At 72.1% G+C, this 19,661-nt stretch carries 16 protein-coding genes; 8 read left to right on the top strand and 8 right to left on the bottom strand.

Features of this window, described 5'->3' with window-relative positions; all coding sequences use genetic code 11:
- The first annotated feature begins 7 nt into the window (after positions 1–7).
- Positions 8–637 carry an OmpA family protein gene (locus AC4BDD_RS10095; protein ID WP_490690655.1) on the top strand — a complete coding sequence of 210 codons (630 nt, stop codon included), beginning with the start codon at positions 8–10 and terminating at the stop codon, positions 635–637.
- Positions 638–676: 39 nt separating this feature from the next.
- Here AC4BDD_RS10095 and AC4BDD_RS10090 read toward each other — a convergent pair whose 3' ends face one another.
- Positions 677–1,087: a DUF192 domain-containing protein gene (locus AC4BDD_RS10090; RefSeq protein WP_490690654.1), complete on the bottom strand. Its 411-nt coding sequence runs from the start codon at positions 1,085–1,087 to the stop codon at positions 677–679.
- A gap of 128 nt (positions 1,088–1,215) precedes the next feature.
- On the opposite strand from AC4BDD_RS10090, the gene AC4BDD_RS10085 reads away from it, so the two are divergent.
- Positions 1,216–1,959 carry a prepilin peptidase gene (locus tag AC4BDD_RS10085; protein WP_490690653.1) on the top strand — a complete coding sequence of 248 codons (744 nt, stop codon included), beginning with the start codon at positions 1,216–1,218 and terminating at the stop codon, positions 1,957–1,959.
- 179 nt (positions 1,960–2,138) lie between these two features.
- On the opposite strand, the gene mgrA is transcribed toward AC4BDD_RS10085, so the two are convergent.
- A complete protein-coding gene (gene mgrA / locus AC4BDD_RS10080) occupies positions 2,139–3,128 on the bottom strand; it encodes an L-glyceraldehyde 3-phosphate reductase (protein WP_490691727.1) in 990 nt (329 codons plus the stop codon).
- A gap of 195 nt (positions 3,129–3,323) precedes the next feature.
- Here mgrA and AC4BDD_RS10075 point away from each other — a divergent pair, with 195 nt between their 5' ends.
- The 4 genes from AC4BDD_RS10075 (at position 3,324) to AC4BDD_RS10060 (ending at position 8,753) form a co-directional block, all read left to right on the top strand.
- A complete protein-coding gene (locus tag AC4BDD_RS10075; RefSeq protein ID WP_490690652.1) occupies positions 3,324–4,085 on the top strand; it encodes an isoprenyl transferase in 762 nt (253 codons plus the stop codon).
- A gap of 446 nt (positions 4,086–4,531) precedes the next feature.
- Complete coding sequence (phoH2, locus tag AC4BDD_RS10070; protein ID WP_490690651.1) at positions 4,532–5,869, top strand: RNA 5'-3' helicase PhoH2; 1,338 nt, start codon at positions 4,532–4,534, stop codon at positions 5,867–5,869.
- A gap of 470 nt (positions 5,870–6,339) precedes the next feature.
- The gene (locus AC4BDD_RS10065; protein WP_490690650.1) at positions 6,340–7,050 is read left to right on the top strand and encodes an aggregation-promoting factor C-terminal-like domain-containing protein; all 711 of its coding nucleotides are present in this window, start codon (positions 6,340–6,342) and stop codon (positions 7,048–7,050) included.
- A 137-nt stretch (positions 7,051–7,187) separates the two neighbouring features.
- Complete coding sequence (locus tag AC4BDD_RS10060) at positions 7,188–8,753, top strand: AI-2E family transporter (RefSeq protein WP_490690649.1); 1,566 nt, start codon at positions 7,188–7,190, stop codon at positions 8,751–8,753.
- Positions 8,754–8,852: 99 nt separating this feature from the next.
- Here AC4BDD_RS10060 and AC4BDD_RS10055 read toward each other — a convergent pair whose 3' ends face one another.
- Positions 8,853–9,386, bottom strand: coding sequence for an alkyl hydroperoxide reductase (locus tag AC4BDD_RS10055; RefSeq protein ID WP_490690648.1), 534 nt, complete (start codon positions 9,384–9,386; stop codon positions 8,853–8,855).
- A 2-nt stretch (positions 9,387–9,388) separates the two neighbouring features.
- Positions 9,389–9,943: a peroxiredoxin gene (locus AC4BDD_RS10050; RefSeq protein ID WP_490690647.1), complete on the bottom strand. Its 555-nt coding sequence runs from the start codon at positions 9,941–9,943 to the stop codon at positions 9,389–9,391.
- 203 nt (positions 9,944–10,146) lie between these two features.
- Between AC4BDD_RS10050 and AC4BDD_RS10045 the strand changes: the two genes are divergently transcribed.
- Positions 10,147–11,052: a hydrogen peroxide-inducible genes activator gene (locus AC4BDD_RS10045; RefSeq protein WP_490690646.1), complete on the top strand. Its 906-nt coding sequence runs from the start codon at positions 10,147–10,149 to the stop codon at positions 11,050–11,052.
- Positions 11,053–11,191: 139 nt separating this feature from the next.
- On the opposite strand, the gene AC4BDD_RS10040 is transcribed toward AC4BDD_RS10045, so the two are convergent.
- The 3 genes from AC4BDD_RS10040 to AC4BDD_RS10030 are packed head-to-tail and all read right to left on the bottom strand — an operon-like array spanning position 11,192 to position 14,813.
- Positions 11,192–13,609, bottom strand: a complete 2,418-nt coding sequence (locus AC4BDD_RS10040; protein ID WP_490690645.1) for an FtsX-like permease family protein — start codon at positions 13,607–13,609, stop codon at positions 11,192–11,194.
- Entirely contained in the window at positions 13,606–14,292 is a 687-nt protein-coding gene (locus AC4BDD_RS10035; protein ID WP_490690644.1) for an ABC transporter ATP-binding protein, read from the bottom strand. The genes AC4BDD_RS10040 and AC4BDD_RS10035 overlap by 4 nt, the downstream gene beginning before the upstream one ends.
- On the bottom strand, positions 14,289–14,813 hold the full coding sequence (locus tag AC4BDD_RS10030) for a PadR family transcriptional regulator (RefSeq protein ID WP_490690643.1): 525 nt from the start codon (positions 14,811–14,813) through the stop codon (positions 14,289–14,291). The genes AC4BDD_RS10035 and AC4BDD_RS10030 overlap by 4 nt, the downstream gene beginning before the upstream one ends.
- Before the next feature lie 281 nt (positions 14,814–15,094).
- Here AC4BDD_RS10030 and AC4BDD_RS10025 point away from each other — a divergent pair, with 281 nt between their 5' ends.
- A complete protein-coding gene (locus tag AC4BDD_RS10025) occupies positions 15,095–17,347 on the top strand; it encodes a transglycosylase domain-containing protein (RefSeq protein ID WP_490690642.1) in 2,253 nt (750 codons plus the stop codon).
- A gap of 51 nt (positions 17,348–17,398) precedes the next feature.
- Here AC4BDD_RS10025 and AC4BDD_RS10020 read toward each other — a convergent pair whose 3' ends face one another.
- Positions 17,399–19,333, bottom strand: a complete 1,935-nt coding sequence (locus AC4BDD_RS10020; RefSeq protein WP_490691726.1) for a SpoIIE family protein phosphatase — start codon at positions 19,331–19,333, stop codon at positions 17,399–17,401.
- Between the last annotated feature and the right edge of the window lie 328 nt (positions 19,334–19,661).

Here is a 19,661-nt window from a genome sequence, read left to right as displayed (position 1 = left end):
GCCGGTCATGACGAGGATCCGCGCCCGCCACCGGACAGCCGTGGCCGCCGCCGTCGCCGCCACCGCGTTAGTGCTCGCCCTCCCGGCGCCCGGCCAGGCCGACGAGGGCCCCGGGGCGCCCGCGGACACCACGCCGCCGGTGAGGATCGACCCCGACGACCCGGACCTGATGATGGCCGAGGGCGCGGAACTCGCCCCCGGCCGGGTCCTCGACATCAAGTCCGTGGTCGAGACCGACGACGGGGAGGAACGCCGCGAGGACACCAACAAGAAGGTGAAGTTCGCCCTCCAGGCCGAGGTGCTCTTCGGCAAGGACAGCGCCCGGCTCGGCCGCGAGGCCACCTCGCGCATCGCGACGATCGCCGCGGAGATCGAGGCCCAGCACGCCACCACCGTCCGGGTCTTCGGCTTCACCGACAGCCTGGGCCCCTCCGCCCACGGCGACAAGCTCTCCAAGCAGCGCGCCAACGCCGTCCAGCAGGCCCTCGCCCGGCATCTCGACTCCACCATCGGCTACGAGATCCGCGGCTACGGCGAGCAGTACCCGATCGCGGACAACGCCAGCGAGGAGGGCCGCCGGAAGAACCGTCGGGTGGAGGTCAGCTTCGCCCGCGGAGACCTCTGGGACACGCCTTAAGGTCGCCCGGCCTGCCGGATCCGCCCGCCCTGCCCCGACCTATCGGATCTGCTCGATCTCCTCGATGGTGAGGCGCACGCCCGGGCGCACACCCCAGCTCTCCATCGCGCCCGCCTCCGCCTCCACGACGTGACGCGCCCGCGGCCTGGGCCGCCCGAGCCGGCCGGGGCGCATGGTCCGCACGGCCAGGACGGTCAGCCGGCGGTCGAGGTAGGCGACGTCGATGGCGAAGCGCATCCGGACGGTGTGCACCCCACTGGCCGGGGTGAGCAGGAGGGCACCGTCGAGCCGGTCACGGCCCAGCAGTCCGCGGGTGCGGGCCCGGTAGGAGGCGGCGATCTCCACCGGGACGCGGACGCCGCCGGGGGTGACGAGGAACGCCCACCCGTCCGCCGGCCGGCCCGCCACGGGCCATCGCTCCGGAGTCGGCCTCGCCGCGCCGCCGCCCATGCCTCACGCCTCCGTCCGTGTCCCCCGCCTCGATGCCCTGCCGGACGTACCGGCCCACCGGACGTACCGGCGTACCGAACGTACCGGTGAGTGTTCCACCGTTCCGCCGCTTCCGTAGGCTCAGGGCCGTGCATCCCCTGCTGATCGTCACCGCCGCCGGGTACGGAGCCGCCGCCGGGCTCCTGATACCCCGTCCCCTCCACCGGCTCGCGGTCCCGCCCGAGCAGTCGTGGCGGGCCGACTGCCCGCAGGGACATCCGCTCACCGGGGCTGCCGGGGGCTGGCTGGGGCCCGCCCGCTGCCGCTCCTGCCCGAGGGAGAGGCGGAGCTACTCGGTGAGCGGGCCGGTCGCCGCGGCGGTGACCGCGATCGTGTGCGGCGGGCTCGCGGCGGCCGTCGGGGCGCGGCCGGAACTCGTCGTCTGGCTGCTGCTGACGCCGCTCGCGCTGCTGCTCGCCGGTGTCGACCGGGCGGTGAACCGGCTGCCGGACGTGCTGACCCTGCCGATGGCCGGCGGAACCGCGGCGCTACTGGGAGTGGCCGCGCTGCTGCCGCACAGCGCGGGCTCCTGGACCCGGGCGCTGCTGGGCGGCGTGGTGCTCGGCGCCTTCTATCTCCTGATGTTCCTGATCAGTCCGAACGGCATGGGCTTCGGCGACGTCAAGCTGGCGCCGACCCTGGGTGTCGCCCTGGGGTGGTACGGCTGGCCGGTGCTGTTCCTCGGCGGTTTCGCAGGTCTGGTGCTGGGCGCGCTCTACGGAGTCGGCCTGATGCTGACCCGGCGCGCGGGCCGGAAAACCGCCCTGGCCTTCGGCCCCTTCATGATCATCGGGGCCGGAGCGGGTGTGATCCTGGGCGCTCTGGGGAGCTGAGAAAACCCCCGGGCGGCCTTGACAAGGAGGCGGGAGACACCGTCGTTCCTCCTGTCGGAGTTTGAGCACCACTTACGAAGGGTTATGGTGGAAGCCCCCCCTCGGGCCGGTCCGTATCCCCCCCCCACGGACCGGCCCGCTTTCTTTCCCGGGCCTCCCCGGGGCGCTCTGGAGCCCCCTCAGCTCCGCGCGGCCCAGATGTTCACGCCCTCGGTCGTCCGCGCGAGGGAGTCGATCTCGGCCAGTTCCTCGTCGGTCAGCGGAGCCGCGCCGAGCGCCGCCACATTGGCCTCCAGCTGGGCCACGCTCGACGCCCCGATCAGCGCGGAGGTCATCCGCTCGTCGCGCAGTACCCAGGTGAGCGCCAGCTGGGCCAGGGACTGGCCGCGGCGCCGCGCGATCGCGTCCAGCCCGCGCAGCCGCCGTACGGTCTCCTCGGTCAGCAGCCCCGGGTCCAGCGACTTGCCCAGCGAGGCCCGCGAACCCTCCGGGACGCCGTCGAGGTACTTGTCGGTCAGCAGCCCCTGGGCGAGCGGCGCGAACGCGATGCAGCCCATGCCCTGCGCCTGGAGCGTGTCCAGCAGCGAGTCGTCCTCGATCCAGCGGTTGATCATGGAGTAGGAGGGCTGGTGGATCAGCGCCGGGACGCCCATCTCCCGCAGCAGCCGCGCCGCCTCCCGGGTCTGGCTTGCCTTGTACGAGGAGACGCCGACGTACAGCGCCTTGCCCTGCTGGACGGCGGACGCCAGGGCGCCCATCGTCTCCTCCAGCGGGGTGTTCGCGTCGAAGCGGTGGGAGTAGAAGATGTCCACGTAGTCCACGCCCATCCGCTTCAGCGAGGCGTCCAGCGAGGACAGCAGGTACTTACGGGAGCCCCACTCGCCGTAGGGGCCGGGGTGCATCAGATAGCCGGCCTTGGTCGACAGGATCATTTCGTCCCGGTACAGGCGGAAATCCTGCGCGAAGATCTTGCCGAAGTTCAGCTCCGCCGAACCGGGCGGCGGGCCGTAGTTGTTGGCCAGGTCGAAGTGGGTCACCCCGAGGTCGAAGGCGCGGCGCAGGATGGCGCGCTGCGAGCTCAGAGTGCGGTCGTCGCCGAAGTTGTGCCACAGGCCGAGCGAGACCGCGGGCAGCTTCAGACCGCTGCGGCCGCTGCGCCGGTATTCCATGGCGTCGTAGCGGGTCGCGGCGGCCTGATAAGGGGAAGTGGAATCGTTCACGGCGGAGTCCTGTTCGAGTCGCTGTTCCCCCAGGACGCTATACCGTGAGCGGCGTACCGCAGGTTAGCCACCGCCCCCGCGCCCGCAGTAGGGTGTCGCCCTTGGGGCGGACCGCCACCGCGAGGCACGGAGGGGCTGGAAGACGTGAAGTTGCGCGACCTGGTGTACGGGCTCTACGCGCGCCGGGTGGAAGGCCGCCTCGACCACGCCCAGGTGCCCAAGCACATCGGCGTCATCCTCGACGGAAACCGGCGGTGGGCGCGCGCGGACGGACGGACCCTGGAGCAGGGGCACCAGGCCGGCGCCAACAAGATCCATGACCTGCTGGGCTGGTGCGCCGAGACGGACGTCGAGGTCGTCACGCTCTGGATGCTCTCCACGGACAACCTCAACCGGCCCGAGGAGCAGCTCACTCCGCTGCTGGGCATCATCGAGGACACTGTGCGGAACCTGGCGGCGGACGGCCGCTGGCGCGTGCACCACGTCGGCACCATGGACCTGCTGCCCGCGCGCACCCAGACGGTGCTGAAGGAAGCCGAGCAGGCCACCGGCCACATCGAGGGCATACTCGTCAACGTCGCCGTGGGGTACGGCGGGCGGCAGGAGATCGCGGACGCGGTCCGGTCGCTGCTGCTGGACCACGCCGACAAGGGCACCTCCTTCGAGGAGCTGGCCGAGGTCGTGGACATCGACATGATCGCCGAGCACCTCTACACACGCGGCCAGCCCGACCCCGACCTGGTCATCCGGACCAGCGGTGAGCAGCGGCTCTCCGGGTTCATGCTCTGGCAGAGCGCGCACTCCGAGTACTACTTCTGCGAGGTCTTCTGGCCCGCGTTCCGCAAGGTCGACTTCCTGCGGGCGCTGCGCGACTACGCGGCCCGCCACCGCCGGTACGGCAACTAGCCCCCCGGCCCCAGCGCGACCAGCCCCCGGGCCCCCCAGCGCAACCGGCCCGACGAGCTCCACCAGGCCCGATGCCCGTCGGCGAGGCGCGGTCCGGGAGCGGACCTGGGGCCGCGCGCCACCACGCGCCACCCGGCACACCACGGGAACCTGGATTTCATCCACGCGCCGCATATGCCAAGGCATGTGTGTGCGAGTCCGGGGGAATATCCCTACCAGCGGCCGCCCGCCCGCGGGCGTCCGGTGAAACAAGCGGGCGGCAGGGGGCCGCCCGTCCGGGAGGCCCTTTGCACACGGACGACTGTGCGGATCGTTCGCCGAAGCGGAGGGCCGGCGTCCGGCCCTCGACGGGCCAGGACCCGGTCCCTCCCCTGCCTGTGGCGGGGAAGACCCCATTCCCGCGACGCCGTCGCACCCCAACCTCTCCCGAGGGGGTTCGTCCACCCGTGGTGACCAGCACAAAGCGCCGCCGGCACGACCGGCGCACCTATGTTCTCGACACCAGCGTCCTGCTGGCCGACCCGATGGCCATGGCCCGCTTCGACGAGCACGAAGTCGTGCTGCCGGTCGTGGTGGTCACGGAGCTGGAGGCCAAGAGGCACCACCCGGAGCTGGGTTACTTCGCCCGGCAGGCCCTGCGCTTGCTGGACGAGTACCGCGTCCGCTACGGCCGCCTCGACGCTCCGCTGCCGATCGGCGACCTGGGCGGCACCCTCCGTGTCGAGCTCAACCACTCCGACCCGGGTGTCCTGCCCGCCGCCTTCCTCAACCACGGCGGCCGGCCGGGCGACAACGACTCGCGGATCCTCGCGGTGGCCAGAAACCTGCAGGCCGAGGGGTACGACGTCACCGTCGTCTCCAAGGACCTGCCGCTGCGCATCAAGGCGTCCTCGGTGGGGCTGCTCGCCGAGGAGTACCGCGCGGAGCTGGCCATCACCGACTCCGGCTGGACGGGCATGACCGAGCTGGCCGTCACCGCCGAGCAGGTCGACGAGTTGTTCGCCGCCGAGGTGACCGACATCCCCGAGGCTGACGGACTCCCGGTGCACACCGGGCTGGTGCTCCAGTCCCAGCGCGGGAAGGCACTGGGCCGGGTCACTCCCGACGGCCGGGTGCGGCTGGTGCGCGGCGACCGGGAGGCGTTCGGCATCCACGGGCGCAGCGCGGAGCAGCGCATCGCGCTTGACCTGCTGCTCGACCCGGAGGTCGGGATCGTCTCGATGGGCGGCCGGGCCGGCACGGGCAAGTCGGCGCTGGCGCTCTGCGCCGGGCTGGAGGCCGTGCTGGAGCGCCGGCAGCACCGCAAGGTGATGATCTTCCGCCCGCTGTACGCGGTGGGCGGGCAGGAACTGGGCTATCTGCCGGGCACCGAGGCGGAGAAGATGAGCCCGTGGGCTCAGGCGGTCTTCGACACCCTCTCGGCGGTGACCACCTCGGACGTGATCGAGGAGGTCGTGGGGCGCGGCATGCTGGAGGTGCTGCCGCTGACCCACATCCGGGGGCGCTCGCTGCACGACGCCTTCGTGATCGTCGACGAGGCCCAGTCGTTGGAACGCAACGTCCTGCTGACCGTTCTGTCCCGGATCGGCGCCAACTCGCGGGTGGTGCTGACCCATGACGTGGCCCAGCGCGACAACCTCCGCGTCGGCCGGTACGACGGAGTGGTGGCCGTGGTCGAGAAGCTGAAGGGCCATCCGCTCTTCGCGCACGTCACCCTCACCCGCTCGGAGCGTTCACCGATCGCGGCCCTGGTGACCGAAATGCTCGAAGACGCCCACATCTGAGCCGATAACACCCGATAAGGCGCCGCACGGAAAGCCAATGAGCTTAGCCGTGCGGCGTCTTGCTGCGCCGGGCTTTCTGAAAACCCGCAGGCGTAAACGGGATGTGAGCTTTCACACGCAACGGAGAATTGCCTCCGGGCATCCCGATCCGGCAGGGTGTGGGTCCTGTCAGGCCCCGCATACGACACACCAGCACCACCAGTACCCCTGGCGGTGCCCCCGGGCCCTCCGGGGAAGCAGGGAAAGAGCTGCAAGAGCCGCCTCCTGGTCGGCTCGACAACTGAACACCGCGTCGTCGTATGCCGCCCGAGCACCATGCGGACCTCCTCCGGGAGGGCCCACCGGGTCCGTGCCTCCCGTGACCATCCGTTCCCCGGCACACCATCGGGGGCCGGAACATGGAGGCCAGTGCCAGGGGCACGATTGCGTCCGCGAGGTCACCGAAGCGGGCGACGCTGGAAGGAAACCGTGTGAGCCGGATTTCGGTCCGGGGATTCGCAGTGGCATCCGCCACCGCGGTCACCACAGTCGGCGCCGTCGTGGGTGTCGCCGCGGGCAGCGAGCAGCAGAGCTCGCCCGAGCCCGCCGAGGCCACCGCTGCCGACGCGACCCTGCTCGCGGAGATACCCGCCGGCCAGCAGGCCCAGGTGCAGTCCGCTGTCCTGACGCAGCAGGCGGACATTCAGTCCACCGCCGCGGACGCGGAGGCGAAGAAGGCCGCCGAGGAGTCCGCGCGCAAGCAGGCCGCGAAGGACGCCAAGGCGAAGAAGGCCGCCGCCGAGAAGGCCGAGGCCGAGCGCAAGGCCGAGGCCGAGCGGAAGAAGAAGGAGCTGGCCGCGAGCCGCTCCGCGACGCGTGACGCCGACAGCTTCACGCCGCAGGCGAGCTACAGCATCTCCGAGGTCCAGGCCATGGCCCGGCAGATGGTCCCCGGTGACCAGTTCCAGTGCTTCAGCAACATAGTGGACCACGAGAGTGGCTGGAACTACCGGGCGACGAACGCCTCCTCCGGTGCGTACGGCCTGGTCCAGGCGCTGCCGGGCTCCAAGATGTCGTCCGCCGGCGCCGACTGGCAGACCAACCCGGCCACCCAGATCAAGTGGGGCCTGAACTACATGAACGAGCGCTACGGCAGCCCGTGCGGCGCCTGGTCGTTCTGGCAGGCCAACAGCTGGTACTAGGCATGCCAGGCGCCGGTGAACGCCCGGTGCCGCGCCTATCGACTTCGCTCAGCCCCCGACCGAACCGGTCGGGGGCTGAGCGCGTCTCCGGTAACGTCTTCCCGAAAGCCACGGGGGAGTGGGGGTAGGGAAGAGAAATGTCCAGATTGCCACAGTGGGTCGGCATGTTGGGTGCCGGCCTGACGCGGCTGTCTGTGCGGCTCGACGCCAAGCGGAACGAGTTGGGCTCGGACACCGGCCGCACGGACGCCGACCGGCCGGGCGGCGAGAAGCCGGACGGCGACAGCTCGCACCGGCCGCGCGCGGCGTCCGGGGACGCAACGACCGGGGGCGCCACGAGAACGGGCGCCGCAACGGCGGAGACTGCGGGCTCCCACACCGCGCGCACCGAGACCGCGAGCCCGGGCAGCCGGTCCGCGGCCACGCAGGCCGGCGCGGCTACCGAGGCCGGCGCGGTCCCGCAGGCCCGGAGCGAGCCCGCCCAGGTCCCGGTCCCGCCCACCTATGCCCCGGCTGTCGCCGCCAAGACGGACCCGGTCACCGCCGTGCCGTACGGCGTCCGCGTCGCGGCCGAGGTCGGCTGGCGGCTGCTGATACTGGCCGGCACGGTGTGGGTGCTGATGCGCGTCATCAGCGCCGTGGAGCTGGTGGTGCTCTCGTTCACCGTCGCCCTGCTGATCACCGCGCTGCTGGAACCCACCGTCTCCCGGCTCCGCCGCCGGGGCGTCTCCCGGGGTCTGGCCACCGCCCTCGTCTTCATCTCGGGCTTCGTGGTCATGGGCCTGGTCTGCTGGTTCGTGGTGTGGCAGGTCATGGAGAACGTCGACGACGTGTCCGAACAGGTCCAGCAGGCCATCGACGATCTGCGCGACTGGCTGATCAAGGGCCCGTTCCATGTGACCGACAAGCAGATCGAGGACATCGCGAAGAACCTGCGCGAGGCCGTCGGGAACAACACCGAGGCGATCACCACCGCGGGCCTGGAAGGGGTCAGCGTCGTCGTGGAGGTGCTGACCGGCATTCTGCTGGCGATGTTCAGCACCCTCTTCCTGCTCTACGACGGCCCGAAGATCTGGGACTGGTTCCTCAAGCTCGTCCCCGCCCCCGCCCGGGAGGGCGTCGCCGGAGCCGGCCCGCGCGCCTGGGCCACCCTCACCGCCTATGTGCGCGGCACGGTGATAGTGGCTCTGATCGACGCGATCTGCATCGGTATCGGCATCTACTTCCTCGATGTCCCGATGGCGGTGCCGCTGGCCGTCTTCATCTTCCTCTTCGCCTTCATCCCGCTGGTCGGCGCGGTGGTCTCCGGCGCGCTGGCGGTGGTCATCGCGCTGGTGACGCAGGGCGTGTTCACCGCGACCATGGTGCTCATCGTGGTGCTGGCGGTGCAGCAGCTCGAGGGGCACATCCTGCAGCCCTTCATCCTGGGCCGCGCGGTCCGGGTGCACCCGCTCGCGGTGGTCCTCTCGGTCGCCGCCGGCTCCCTGGTCGGCGGCATCGGCGGCGCGGTGGTGGCGGTCCCGCTGGTCGCGGTGGCCAACACGGTCGTCGGCTATCTGCGTGCGTACAACAAGGAGATGGCGCTGCGCGCGGCGGCGGGCCCCCATGGCGCGACCGCGATCGAGGTGGCCCCGGTGCCGGTACCGGGATCAGCCGAGGCGCAGCAGCCCCAGTCCCCGCCACCGTCCGCGCCGCAGGGCTGACGACGGCCGGCGGCGCCGGAGATACCGAAAGGGCCCCGCGAGGACACTGCCTCGCGGGGCCCTTGGTCGTCCGTCCCGGTTCCGGGAGACGACCGGCGACTACTCGGCCAGCACGGCCTCGGCGTCGAGGGTCGCGCCGACCGCCTGCAGCACCGCGGCGATCTTGAACGCTTCCTGGATCGTCTCGCGGTCCACACCGGCCTTGCGCAGCACCTGCTCGTGCGAGTCCAGGCACAGGCCGCAGCCGTTGATCGCGGAGACCGCGAGCGACCAGAGCTCGAAGTCGACCTTCTCCACGCCCGGGTTGCCGATGACGTTCATCCGCAGGCCCGCGCGCAGGTTGCCGTACTCCGGGTCCGACAGCAGGTGCCGGGTCCGGTAGTAGACGTTGTTCATCGCCATGATGGCGGCGGCCGACTTGGCCGCGGTGTACGCCTCGGGCTTCAGGTTCGCCTTGGCCTCCGGCTCCAGCTCGCGCAGCACCCGCGGCGAGCGGGTGGCGATGGCGCAGGCCAGCACCGTGCCCCACAGCTGCTGCTGGGGGAGGTCGGAGTTGCCGATGACCGAACCCAGGTTCAGCTTCAGGTCCTTGGCGTAATCCGGTACGGCGGCCTTCAGCTCATCGAGGGCCATGCTCACTCACCGGCCAGGAGCTTGACCGGGTCGAGGGTGTCCTCGCCCTTGGACCAGTTGCACGGGCACAGCTCGTCGGTCTGCAGGGCGTCGAGGACCCGCAGGACCTCCTTGGGGTTACGGCCCACGGAACCGGCGGTCACCATGGCGAACTGGATCTCGTTGTTCGGGTCCACGATGAAGACGGCGCGCTGGGCGTAGCCGTCCTCGCCCTCGACACCGCAGGCCCGCATCAGCTCGTGCTTGGCGTCGGCCAGCATCGGGAAGGGCAGGTCGCGCAGGTCGTCGTGGTCCTTGCGCCAGGCGTGGTGCACGAACTCCGAGTCACCGGAGACACCGAGGATCTGGGCGTCGCGGTCGGCGAACTCGTCGTTCAGCTTGCCGAAGGCGGCGATCTCGGTCGGGCAGACGAAGGTGAAGTCCTTCGGCCAGAAGAACACCACGCGCCACTTGCCCTCGTAGCTCTTGTGGTTGATCTGCTCGAACTCCTTGCCGCTTTCCAGCGACACACAAGCGGTCAGGTCGTACTCGGGGAAGTGGTCACCGACAGTGAGCACGCGCTCTCCTAGCAGATTGCAGGGCGGAAGATCCCCAAATGCGGGACTTTCCAGTGGGTTGGACGTGGACCACCCTGCCACAGGAGGCATTGATCAGTGAAATAGCTAGACTTGGTGCTGTTGATTGGAGGTGGTTATCAGTGGCCCAGAATCTTGGAGCCGGGGGAGCCGCGGGAAAGCCGCGACAGCCCAGTCTGTCCCAGTTGCGAGCCTTTGCGGCGGTCGCCGAGCATCTGCACTTCCGCGATGCCGCGGCGGCCATCGGCATGAGCCAGCCCGCCCTCTCCGGTGCCGTCTCCGCGCTGGAGGAAGCACTGGGAGTGCAGCTGCTGGAGCGTACGACGCGCAAGGTGCTGCTCAGCGCGGCGGGGGAGCGGCTGGCGGTGCGCGCCCGCGCGGTACTCGACGCGGTCGGCGATCTCATGGAGGAGGCGGAGGCGGCGCGCGCGCCGTTCACCGGGATACTGCGGCTCGGCGTGATCCCCACCGTCGCCCCCTATCTACTGCCCACCGTGCTGCGACTGGTCCACGACCGCTACCCCGACCTGGACCTCCAGGTGCACGAGGAGCAGACCGGCTCGCTGCTGGAGGGGCTCGCCCAGGGACGGCTCGACCTGCTGCTCCTCGCGGTGCCCCTCGGCGCTCCCGGCGTCGCCGAACTCCCCCTCTTCGACGAGGACTTCGTGCTGGTCATGCCCAAGGGGCACTGGCTGGGCGGCCGCGGCGACATACCGCGGGAGGCGCTGAAGTCGCTGGACCTGCTGCTGCTGGACGAGGGGCACTGCCTGCGCGACCAGGCGCTGGACATCTGCCGGGAGGTGGGCCGCACCGAGGGCGCGCCGCACGGCACCACCAGCGCGGCCGGGCTCTCCACCCTCGTCCAGCTGGTCGCCGGCGGGCTCGGCGTCACCCTGCTGCCGCGCACCGCGGTGCCGGTGGAGACCGGCCGCAGCGCCGACCTCGTCACCGGCTACTTCAGCCACCCGGCACCCTCCCGCCGGATCGGCCTGGCGATGCGGGCGGGCGCCGCCCGCGCGGAGGAGTTCGAGGCGTTCGCGGCCGCGCTGCGCGGTGCGCTCAAGCCCTTGCCGGTGCGCTTCGCCTGCTAGCCGGGGCTCCGCCCCGGACCCTCCCCCAGACTCCGTCCGGGGGGACCCCCAGTCCTCAAGCGCCGGACGGGCTGGAAACCCAGCCCGTCCTGGGGGCACCTCCCAGCGGTAGCTGGGGGAGCTTGAGGACAACGGCACATCACTCGGACCGCAGCCCGTCCGGTCGCATCATCCGCCACAGCGGCGGCAGACTGGCCAGCGTCACCAGCACGATCACGCTCGCCCCGACACCGGTCATGGTGGCCAGGTTCCACCAGTCCACGGCGACCGGCTCTCCGATCAGCCGGAGCAGGATCGCGCCCAGGGTGAGCCCGCCCGCCACCGACACCGCCAGGCCCAGCACCACCGGCACGGCCGTCTGCCACAGCACCGACCAGCTGAGGGTGGAGCGGCGGGTACCGAAGGCCACCAGGACCGACAGCAGCCGCCTGCGCTCACGCAGCTGCTCCAGGGTGGAGACGATCATGCTCGCGCCGATCAGCAGCAGCGTCGCGGTGGCTCCGATGAGCAGACCGCGCCGGATCGTGGCGAACCGGCGGGTCTCCTCCGTGCCGGAGAGCAGGTAGCCGCCCAGGCCGGGGGAGAACCGCGCCTCGGTGTTGCGCGCGCGCTCCACCGCGTCCCGGTCGCCCTCGCGGAGCGCGAGCATCGTGATCGCCGTGGGCTTGTTCAGCTCGGAGACCTTCAGGGCGCCCGGGGTGACCAGGATCCCCTCGCGTTCCATGCCCGTCGGGTCCGACCCGACCGGCACCACGCGGGCGGTCCGCGGGATGGTCCACAGCCTGCCCTCGCCTGGCGAGGAGTAGCCGGAGACCAGGCGCACCTGCCGGCCGGGGGCGACGACCTGGCGGTACGTGTCGGGCTCCACGTAGTCCGGCGGCTCGGTGACGAAGACGTCGCCGTCCCGGCAGGAGCGGACCCGGGTGGTCTTGCGGAGGGTGGCGCAGTCGGCGAGAGTCACCTGCTCCACGGGGCGTTCGTCGCCCGCCGACGCCTTCGGGGCGGCGGCGAGGGCCGAGACCATGGTGAGGCTCTCGGTCACCCCGGGCGTCTCGCGGAAGGTGGTGGCGACCTGCCGGGCCTGCTCCCCGTCCCGCACCGGGACGCCCGACTGGAACTGGACGCGCGTGGTGTCCACCCCGGTGTCCTTGGTGTTCTCCGCCTCGACGCTGGAGAACAGCATCTGCAGGGCGATGGCACCGGCCACCGCGACGGTGATGCCGCTCACCGCGCGCGCCGCCGTACCGCTGCTGAGCTGGAGCCTGCGGGTGGCGAGCTGCCAGGGCAGCGGGCCGCCGTGGAAGCGCTCCACGGCCGCTTCGACCACCCAGGGCAGCAGCGCGGTGGTGCCGATGAGCACCAGCACGGCGCCCGCCGCGACCTGGTACGACTCGCGCTCCCCGGCCCCGTCGAACTGGTTCAGCAGAGGCAGCAGCAGGGCCAGGCCCAGGGCGGGAAGCGCCAGCCGCCACCACAGCCGGCGGCGCCGGGGGCGGGTGTTGCGTACGACACCGAGCGGCTCGATGACGATGCCGCGCAGGGCGAAGAGGGTGACGATCACGGCGGAGGCCGGGACGGCGAGCAGGATCAGGGCGGCGAGCGGTGCCGAGGGCTGGATGTCGGAGGGGAAGACGCTGGTGTCCCACAGCGACACCTCGCCCACCAGCTCGCGAACCCCGAGGAACAGCGCCCCGCCGACCGCGAGCCCGAGCAGCGCGCCGCACAGCGCCTCGCCGGCGGCGATCCGCCGCGTCATATGGCTGTCGGCGCCGACCAGCCGCAGGGCGGCGAGCCGGCGGTCCCGGCGCTCGCCGCCGAACCGGGCGGCGGTGGCGATGAAGACGGCCACCGGCAGCAGCAGCACCACACAGCCGACGATGATCAGCAGGATCTGGCTCGGGCTGAGCTTCGCGGAGGGGACGTCCATGCCCCAGCGCTCGATGCGGGAGAAGACGTCGGCCTCGGCCTTGGCCTCGGCGCGCGGGGCGCCGGCGTAGAACCACAGCTCCTTCGGGCCGCGCAGACCGCTGTCGCCGATGGTGCCGATGATGCGGTCCGCCAGCCGCTCGCGCAGCAGCTTCCCGTCACCGGAGTCCAGCAGCTCCCGCAGCGCGGGGGAGACCACCATCTCGCCGGGGCCGGGCAGTTCCTTGACCCCAGGCGGCAGCGGAGGCCGCTCCCCTTCGGGGATGACCCGCGTCCCCTGGATCGTCTGGCCGTGGTAATCGGTGTAGACGGCGCGGGTCAGCAGGGTGTCGCGGCCGGGCTTTTCGTTGCCCTCCACGGAGAAGGGGATCCGCGCGTCGCCGCGTTCGCTCTGGGAGCTGATCACGTTCGGCGCCGAGGCGGCGATCAGCAGCAGGGCGACGCCGAGGCCCACGCCCAGCGCCGTCAGCAGGGTCCTCGTCCAGCCCTCCCGGCCGCCGGTCACCGCGAACCGGCCGCCCGTGGCCAGGTCCGCCGCCCAGCGGGCCAGGCCGACGCGGCCGCGCGGCTCCGCCGGAGCCGGGGTGGTGCTGTCGCCGGCCTCGGCCGGGGCTGTCCTGGTGCCGCTCATCCCACGCCCGCCATGTCCCGCGCCGTGCCGTCCCGCACGACGACCTCGCGGTCGGAGTACGCGGCGACCCGGGCCTCATGGGTGACCAGCACCACGGCGGCGTTGGTGTCCCGGGCCGCCTCGGTCAGCAGCTGCATCACGCGCTCGCCGTTGAGCGAGTCCAGCGCGCCGGTGGGCTCGTCGGCGAAGATCACCCGCGGACCGGTGACCAGCGCGCGGGCCACGGCGACCCGCTGCCCCTGGCCGCCGGAGACCTCGCCGGGCCGCTTGGCCGCCACGCCCGTCACCTCCAGCCGCTCCAGCCACTGGGCGGCCCGGGCCTCGGCCTCCTTGCGCTTGGTGCCGTGCAGCCGCAGCGGGAGCGCGACGTTCTCCAGGCAGGTCAGCTCGGGGACGAGCTGGCCGAACTGGAAGACGAAGCCGAACTCGCCGCGACGCAGTGCGCTGCGCTGGGCGTCGGACATCGCGGTCAGCTCGCGCGCGCCGTAGTGGATGCTGCCCGCGTCGGGGCGGACGATCCCGGCGAGGCAGTGCAGCAGGGTGGACTTCCCGGAGCCGGAGGGGCCCATCACCGCGACGACCTCGCCGGCGTGGATGGAGAAGTCCGCGCCGTCGAGGGCGGGGGTGGGGCCGTAGGACTTGCGCAGTCCCTGGGCGGCGAGGAGGGAGCCGGAGGGGTTCATGAGCGCACCGCCTCGGCGAGCTTGTCCAGACGCGCGGTGGTCAGCTCCAGCCAGCGCAGGTCCGCCTCCAGATGGAAGAGGGCGTGATCGCATATCAGCTGGTCGGCGAGGTCGCCGGCGCGCTTGCGCTGGGTCAGGTCGCGCATCAGCCGCAGATGGGTGGCGCGCTGCACGTCGAGCAGGTCGGCGGCGTCGCGGCCGGTCAGCAGGGCCAGCACGACCTTGGTGTACAGGGTGGACGTCAGGTACGGCTCGGGCTTCTCCGGCTGCCGCAGCCACTGGTCGACATCGGTGATCCCGGCGTCGGTGATGGCATAGCGCTTGCGCTCCGGTCCGCCGCCGTGCTCGATCCCGTCGACCTCCACGAGACCGTTCTTCAGCAGGCGGGACATGGTCGAGTAGACCTGCCCGTAGTGCAGCGGGCGGTCGTGGCCGAAGCGCTCGTCGAACGCCCGCTTGAGGTCGTAGCCGTGGCGCGGGCCGCCTTCCAGGAGGCCGAGGAGAGTGTGACCGATTGACATGCGCGGCACTCTACACCAGGTGTATACGCCGAGTGTATAGAGATTTCGCAGGTGCGGTCCGGGCCTCCCTGGCGACGGCACTTCGCCCCTTCGCACAACCTTTCGCATCCCCTGCGGGTCAGATCTCATGGGCTCCCAGGTGCGGGCCCGTAGCGGTTCCCCGCCGCCGGCGTGCTGATTGTCACGCCCGGAAAGGCTTGATCGATGGCCATTTGGCGGCAGATGCGGTGTTAGCTTCGACAGCTGGCCTGGGGGATGCGAAGACTGGAGCGACAGGAGCGATGGGCAGAGCGGACGAGCGGCGGGCGCGGCAGCAGAGCACCCGCGCGGCGAAGCGGGCGTCGAAGGGAAAGAAGGCGAAGAAGACCGGCATACGCCGCTTCTTCACGTGGAAGCTGCTGCTCGCCTACTTCCTGTCCTTCTGCGCGCTGCTGATGGGGTCCTTCTTCGCGCTCTACCTGTGGGTGGACGTGCCCAAGGCCAACGCCGAGGCGAAGGCGCAGAGCAACATCTACACCTACAGCGACGGCAGCATCCTGGCCCGGACCGGCGATGTGAACCGTGAGTCGGTGCCGCTGTCCCGAATACCCAAAGAGGTGCAGCACACCTTCGTCGCCGCCGAGAACAAGAACTTCTACAGCGACTCCGGCGTCTCCCTCACCGGCACCGCGCGCGGCATGATCAACACCGTGCTCGGCAAGGGCAAGCAGGGCGGCTCCACCATCACCCAGCAGTACGTCAAGAACTACTACCTGAGCCAGGAGCAGACGGTCAGCCGGAAGCTCAGGGAGCTGGTGATCTCGCTCAAGGTGGACCAGCGGATGTCCAAGGACGAGATCCTCGAGGGCTACATCAACACCAGCTACTACGGGCGCGGCGCCTACGGCATCCAGGCGGCGGCCCGGGCCTACTACCGCAAGAACGTCGAGGAGCTCAACGTCCGGGAGGGCGCCTACCTGGCCGCCCTGCTCCAGGCGCCCAGCCACTACGACTGGGCGACGGCCGGCCCCAACGGCAGGCGGCTGGTCAAGCAGCGCTGGAACTACGTCCTGGACAACATGGTCGAGAAGGACTGGCTGGACGCCGCCGACCGCTCCGGCATGAAGTTCCCCTACCCGAAGAAGCCGCAGCCGCTGCCCGGCATCAAGGGCCAGGCCGGCTACCTGGTCGAGGCGGCCAAGCAGGAGCTGCACCGCGCCGGCATCGACGACCAGGAGCTGGAGGCCGGTGGCTGGACCATCCGCCTCAACATCGACAGGAAGAAGCAGCAGGCCCTGGAGCACGCGGTCGACCAGCAGCTCAACGAGGCGCTGGACCCGAAGACCCGCAAGGTCGACGGCCAGGTGCAGGCCGGCGCCACCTCGGTGGATCCCAAGACCGGGGCGATCGTCGCCCTCTACGGCGGCCGGGGCTACCCCGACCACTACACGGACAACTCCACCCGCCGGGACTACCAGCCCGCCTCCACCTTCAAGCCGCTGATCCTGGCCGCCGCGCTGGAGCACGGCTCCACCACCCGGGACGGCGCCCCGATCTCCGCCGACACCGTCTACGACGGCAACAGCCGGCGGCCCGTCGTCGGCAGCACCACGCCCTTCGCGCCGCCCAACGAGGACAACGTGGACTTCGGCCGGATCACCGTCCAGAAGGCCATGAACCACTCGGTCAACTCCGTCTTCGCGCAGATGGCCGTCGACGTCGGCCTGGACAAGGTCAAGCAGACCGCCACCGACCTGGGCCTGAACCCCAAGGCGGGCGGCTTCGGCCTGGAGCCCGCGATGTCGCTGGGCGTGATGGGCGCCAGCCCGCGGGACATGGCCGGGGTCTACGCCACCCTGGACAACCACGGCACCAAGGTCACCCCGCAGCTGGTGAAGTCGGCGACGAAGGACGGCGAGGAGGCCGACCTGCCCGACGCCATCGGCGAGAAGGTGGTCAGCCGCGAGACCGCCGACTCCGTCACCTCGGTGCTGACCGGCGTGGTCGACGAGGGCACCGGCACCGCGGTCCGGCGCAGCGGCCAGGACGTGGCGGGCAAGACCGGCACCTCCGACGACAACAAGTCGGCCTGGTTCGTCGGCTACACCCCGGACCTGGTCACCTCGGTCGGCCTGTTCGGCGAGGGCAAGGGCGGCAAGCAGGTCAGCATGCGCGGCGCGGGCGGCGACGGGCGCGTCAACGGCGCCGACTACCCGGCCGACATCTGGGGCGCGTACATGGACGAGGTGCTCGACGGCGCCTCGCCGTCGGAGTTCGACCTGGACACCGACATGGGCGCGGCGGTGCCGCCGCCGCCGACGACGGCGCCCGCGACCCGCGCGCCGAAGACCTCCACGCCGACGCCGACCCCGACGCCGACCAAGGAGACCCCGAGCCCGACCCCCACCCCGACCAAGCCGAGCCCGACCCCGACGCCGACCCCGACCTGGCCCACCCCGACACCGACCGGGGAGCCGACGGAGCCGACCTTCCCACCCACCACCGACCCGACCGCGGAGTCGAACGGCCGGCCGCGGGTGTTCCACGGCGGCTGAACGGGCCGGTCGGACGGCTGAGGCGGCCGGCCGCCTCAGCCGTCTTCCCTTTCAGGAAACCGGCGGCATCGCCAGCTCGAACCAGACCACCTTCCCGGTGCTGAGCCGCGTCGCGCCCCACCGGCGCGCCAGCCGGTTGACCAGGTACAGCCCGCGCCCGCCCTCGTCGGACGGCCGCGCCTGGCGGAGCCGCGGCAGCTGCGGGACGTCGTCGCCGACCTCGCAGCGCAGCACATCGGTGCGCAGCAGGCGCAGCGTGATGGGCCGCTCGGCGTACCGCACGGCGTTCGTCACCACCTCGCTGACCAGCAGCTCCACCGAGTCCGACAGCTCGCCCAGCCCCCAGCGGTCCAGCGCCCGGCGGGCCAGCCGGCGCGCCTGGCCGGCCGTCTGCGCCTTCGGGTCCAGGAACCAGTACGCCACGTCGCTCGGCGCGATCCCCTCGAAGCGGGCCGCCAGCAGCGCCACGTCGTCATCCCGGTCACCCGGACCGAGCATGTCCAGCACCTCGTCGCACAGCGGTTCCAGCGGCGGCGGGTTGGGGCCGATCAGCCGGGCGGTCGCGGCCAGCCGCTCGCGCAGCTGCTCGATCCCGGTCCACACGTCCCGCATCCGCGACTCGACCAGACCGTCGGTGTACAGCAGCAGCGTGGCGCCCTCCGGGGCGTCCAGCTCCACCGCCTCGAAGTCCACCCCGCCGACGCCGATCGGCGCGCCCGGCGGCACCCGCAGCACCTCCGCGCGGCCGCCGCGGTGCAGCATCACCGGCGGCGGATGGCCCGCGTTGGCCACCACCATCCGGTGCGCGACGGGGTCGTAGACCGCGTACAGGCAGGTCGCCATCCGGTCGGTGCCAAGCCGCTGCGCCTGCTCGTCCAGGTGGTGCAGCACCTCCTGCGGCGGCAGGTCGAGCCCGGCCAGGGTCTGCGCGGTGGTGCGCAGCTGCCCCATGATCGCGGCCGAGGTCATCGAATGCCCCATCACGTCCCCGACGACCAGCGCCACCCGGTTGCCGGGCAGCGGGATCGCGTCGTACCAGTCGCCGCCGACGCGCGCGGTCTCCGCGGCGGGCAGGTAGCGGCTGGCCAGCCGGACTCCGGTGGGCTGCGGGAGGGAGTCGGGCAGCATGGTGCGCTGCAACTCGTCGGCGATGTACACCTCGCGGCCGTAGAGCACCGCCTTGTCGACGCCGAGCGCGGTGTGGGTGGCCAGCTGGGCGGCGACCAGCAGGTCGTCCGGCTCGAACGACGGCCGGTCCGGGCGGCGTACGAAGACGGCGGCGCCGATGACGCGCCGGCGGCCGCGCAGCGGCGCCAGCACGGTCCGCTGGCCGGTCGCCACGGTGCGACCGTCGCCCAGCAGCTCCGGCAGGGCGGCGCGGGCGGCGGGGGAGTCCCCGAACACCGGCCGCACCCCGCGCAGCACCTCGGCCAGCGGACCTCCCGGCTCCACCTCGCACAGCTCGTTCGCCGGGCCGCCGGCCATCAGCGGCGACAGGTCCGGCTGAGCGGGCATCAGCGGCAGCCGGACCCCGTCGGTGTCCGGCTCTTCCGGGATCCGGTCGGTACGGCGCAGCCGCAGCACCACCGGGCCGACCGGGCGCTCGTCGCCGACCGGCAGCGGGTCGCGCAGATAGACCAGGATCGCGTCGGCGAAGGTGGGCACGGTGGCCCGGCACAGGCCGAGCACGATCTCGTCGAGGTCGATGCCCCGCGCGATCCGCCGGGTCGCGGCGCCCACGAAGCGCAGCCGGTCCCCGCCCCGGTCCCGCGTGGCGGCCGTCTCCGCCGCCCCGCTGCCGCCCAGCGGCGGCCCCGGCGGGAAGTCCCCGGCCCCCGAAGCCCGATCCACAGCCGCCGCCCGTTCAGCCTCGGCAGCGCGCTCGGCTTCAGCGACGCGCTCGGCCTCGGCGACCCGCTCGGCCTCAGCCCGCTCGGCCTGCGCGGCCCGTTCGGCGGCGGCCTGCTCGGCTTCGGCGGCAGCCAGCCGCTCGCCCTCGGCCGTTCCCTCCGCCGCGGCGTGCTCGGCGTCGCCGCGCTCGGCGGTGGTCGGCCCGGCGTCCGCGGCGGCGGCTCGCTCAGCGGCCGCACGGTCAGCGGCGGCCCGCTCGGCCGCGGCCCGCTCCGCGTCCGCGGCCGCCCCCCGCTTGGAGGCGGCCCCAGCCTCCGTGCCGGAGCGCGACCCAGCGCTGCCCGTGCCGGAGCGCGACCCAGCGCTGCCCGTGCCGGAGCGCGACCCAGCGCTGCCCGTGCCGGAGCGCGACCCAGCGCCCGGGTCGGTGTGGGATCCGGGGGAGTCGTCCGGGGCGGAGCCC

Source organism: Streptomyces sp. JLBT605, assembly GCF_058215555.1.
Note: the sequence above shows the minus strand (reverse complement) of the source record. Positions and strands in the feature narration are given on the sequence as shown.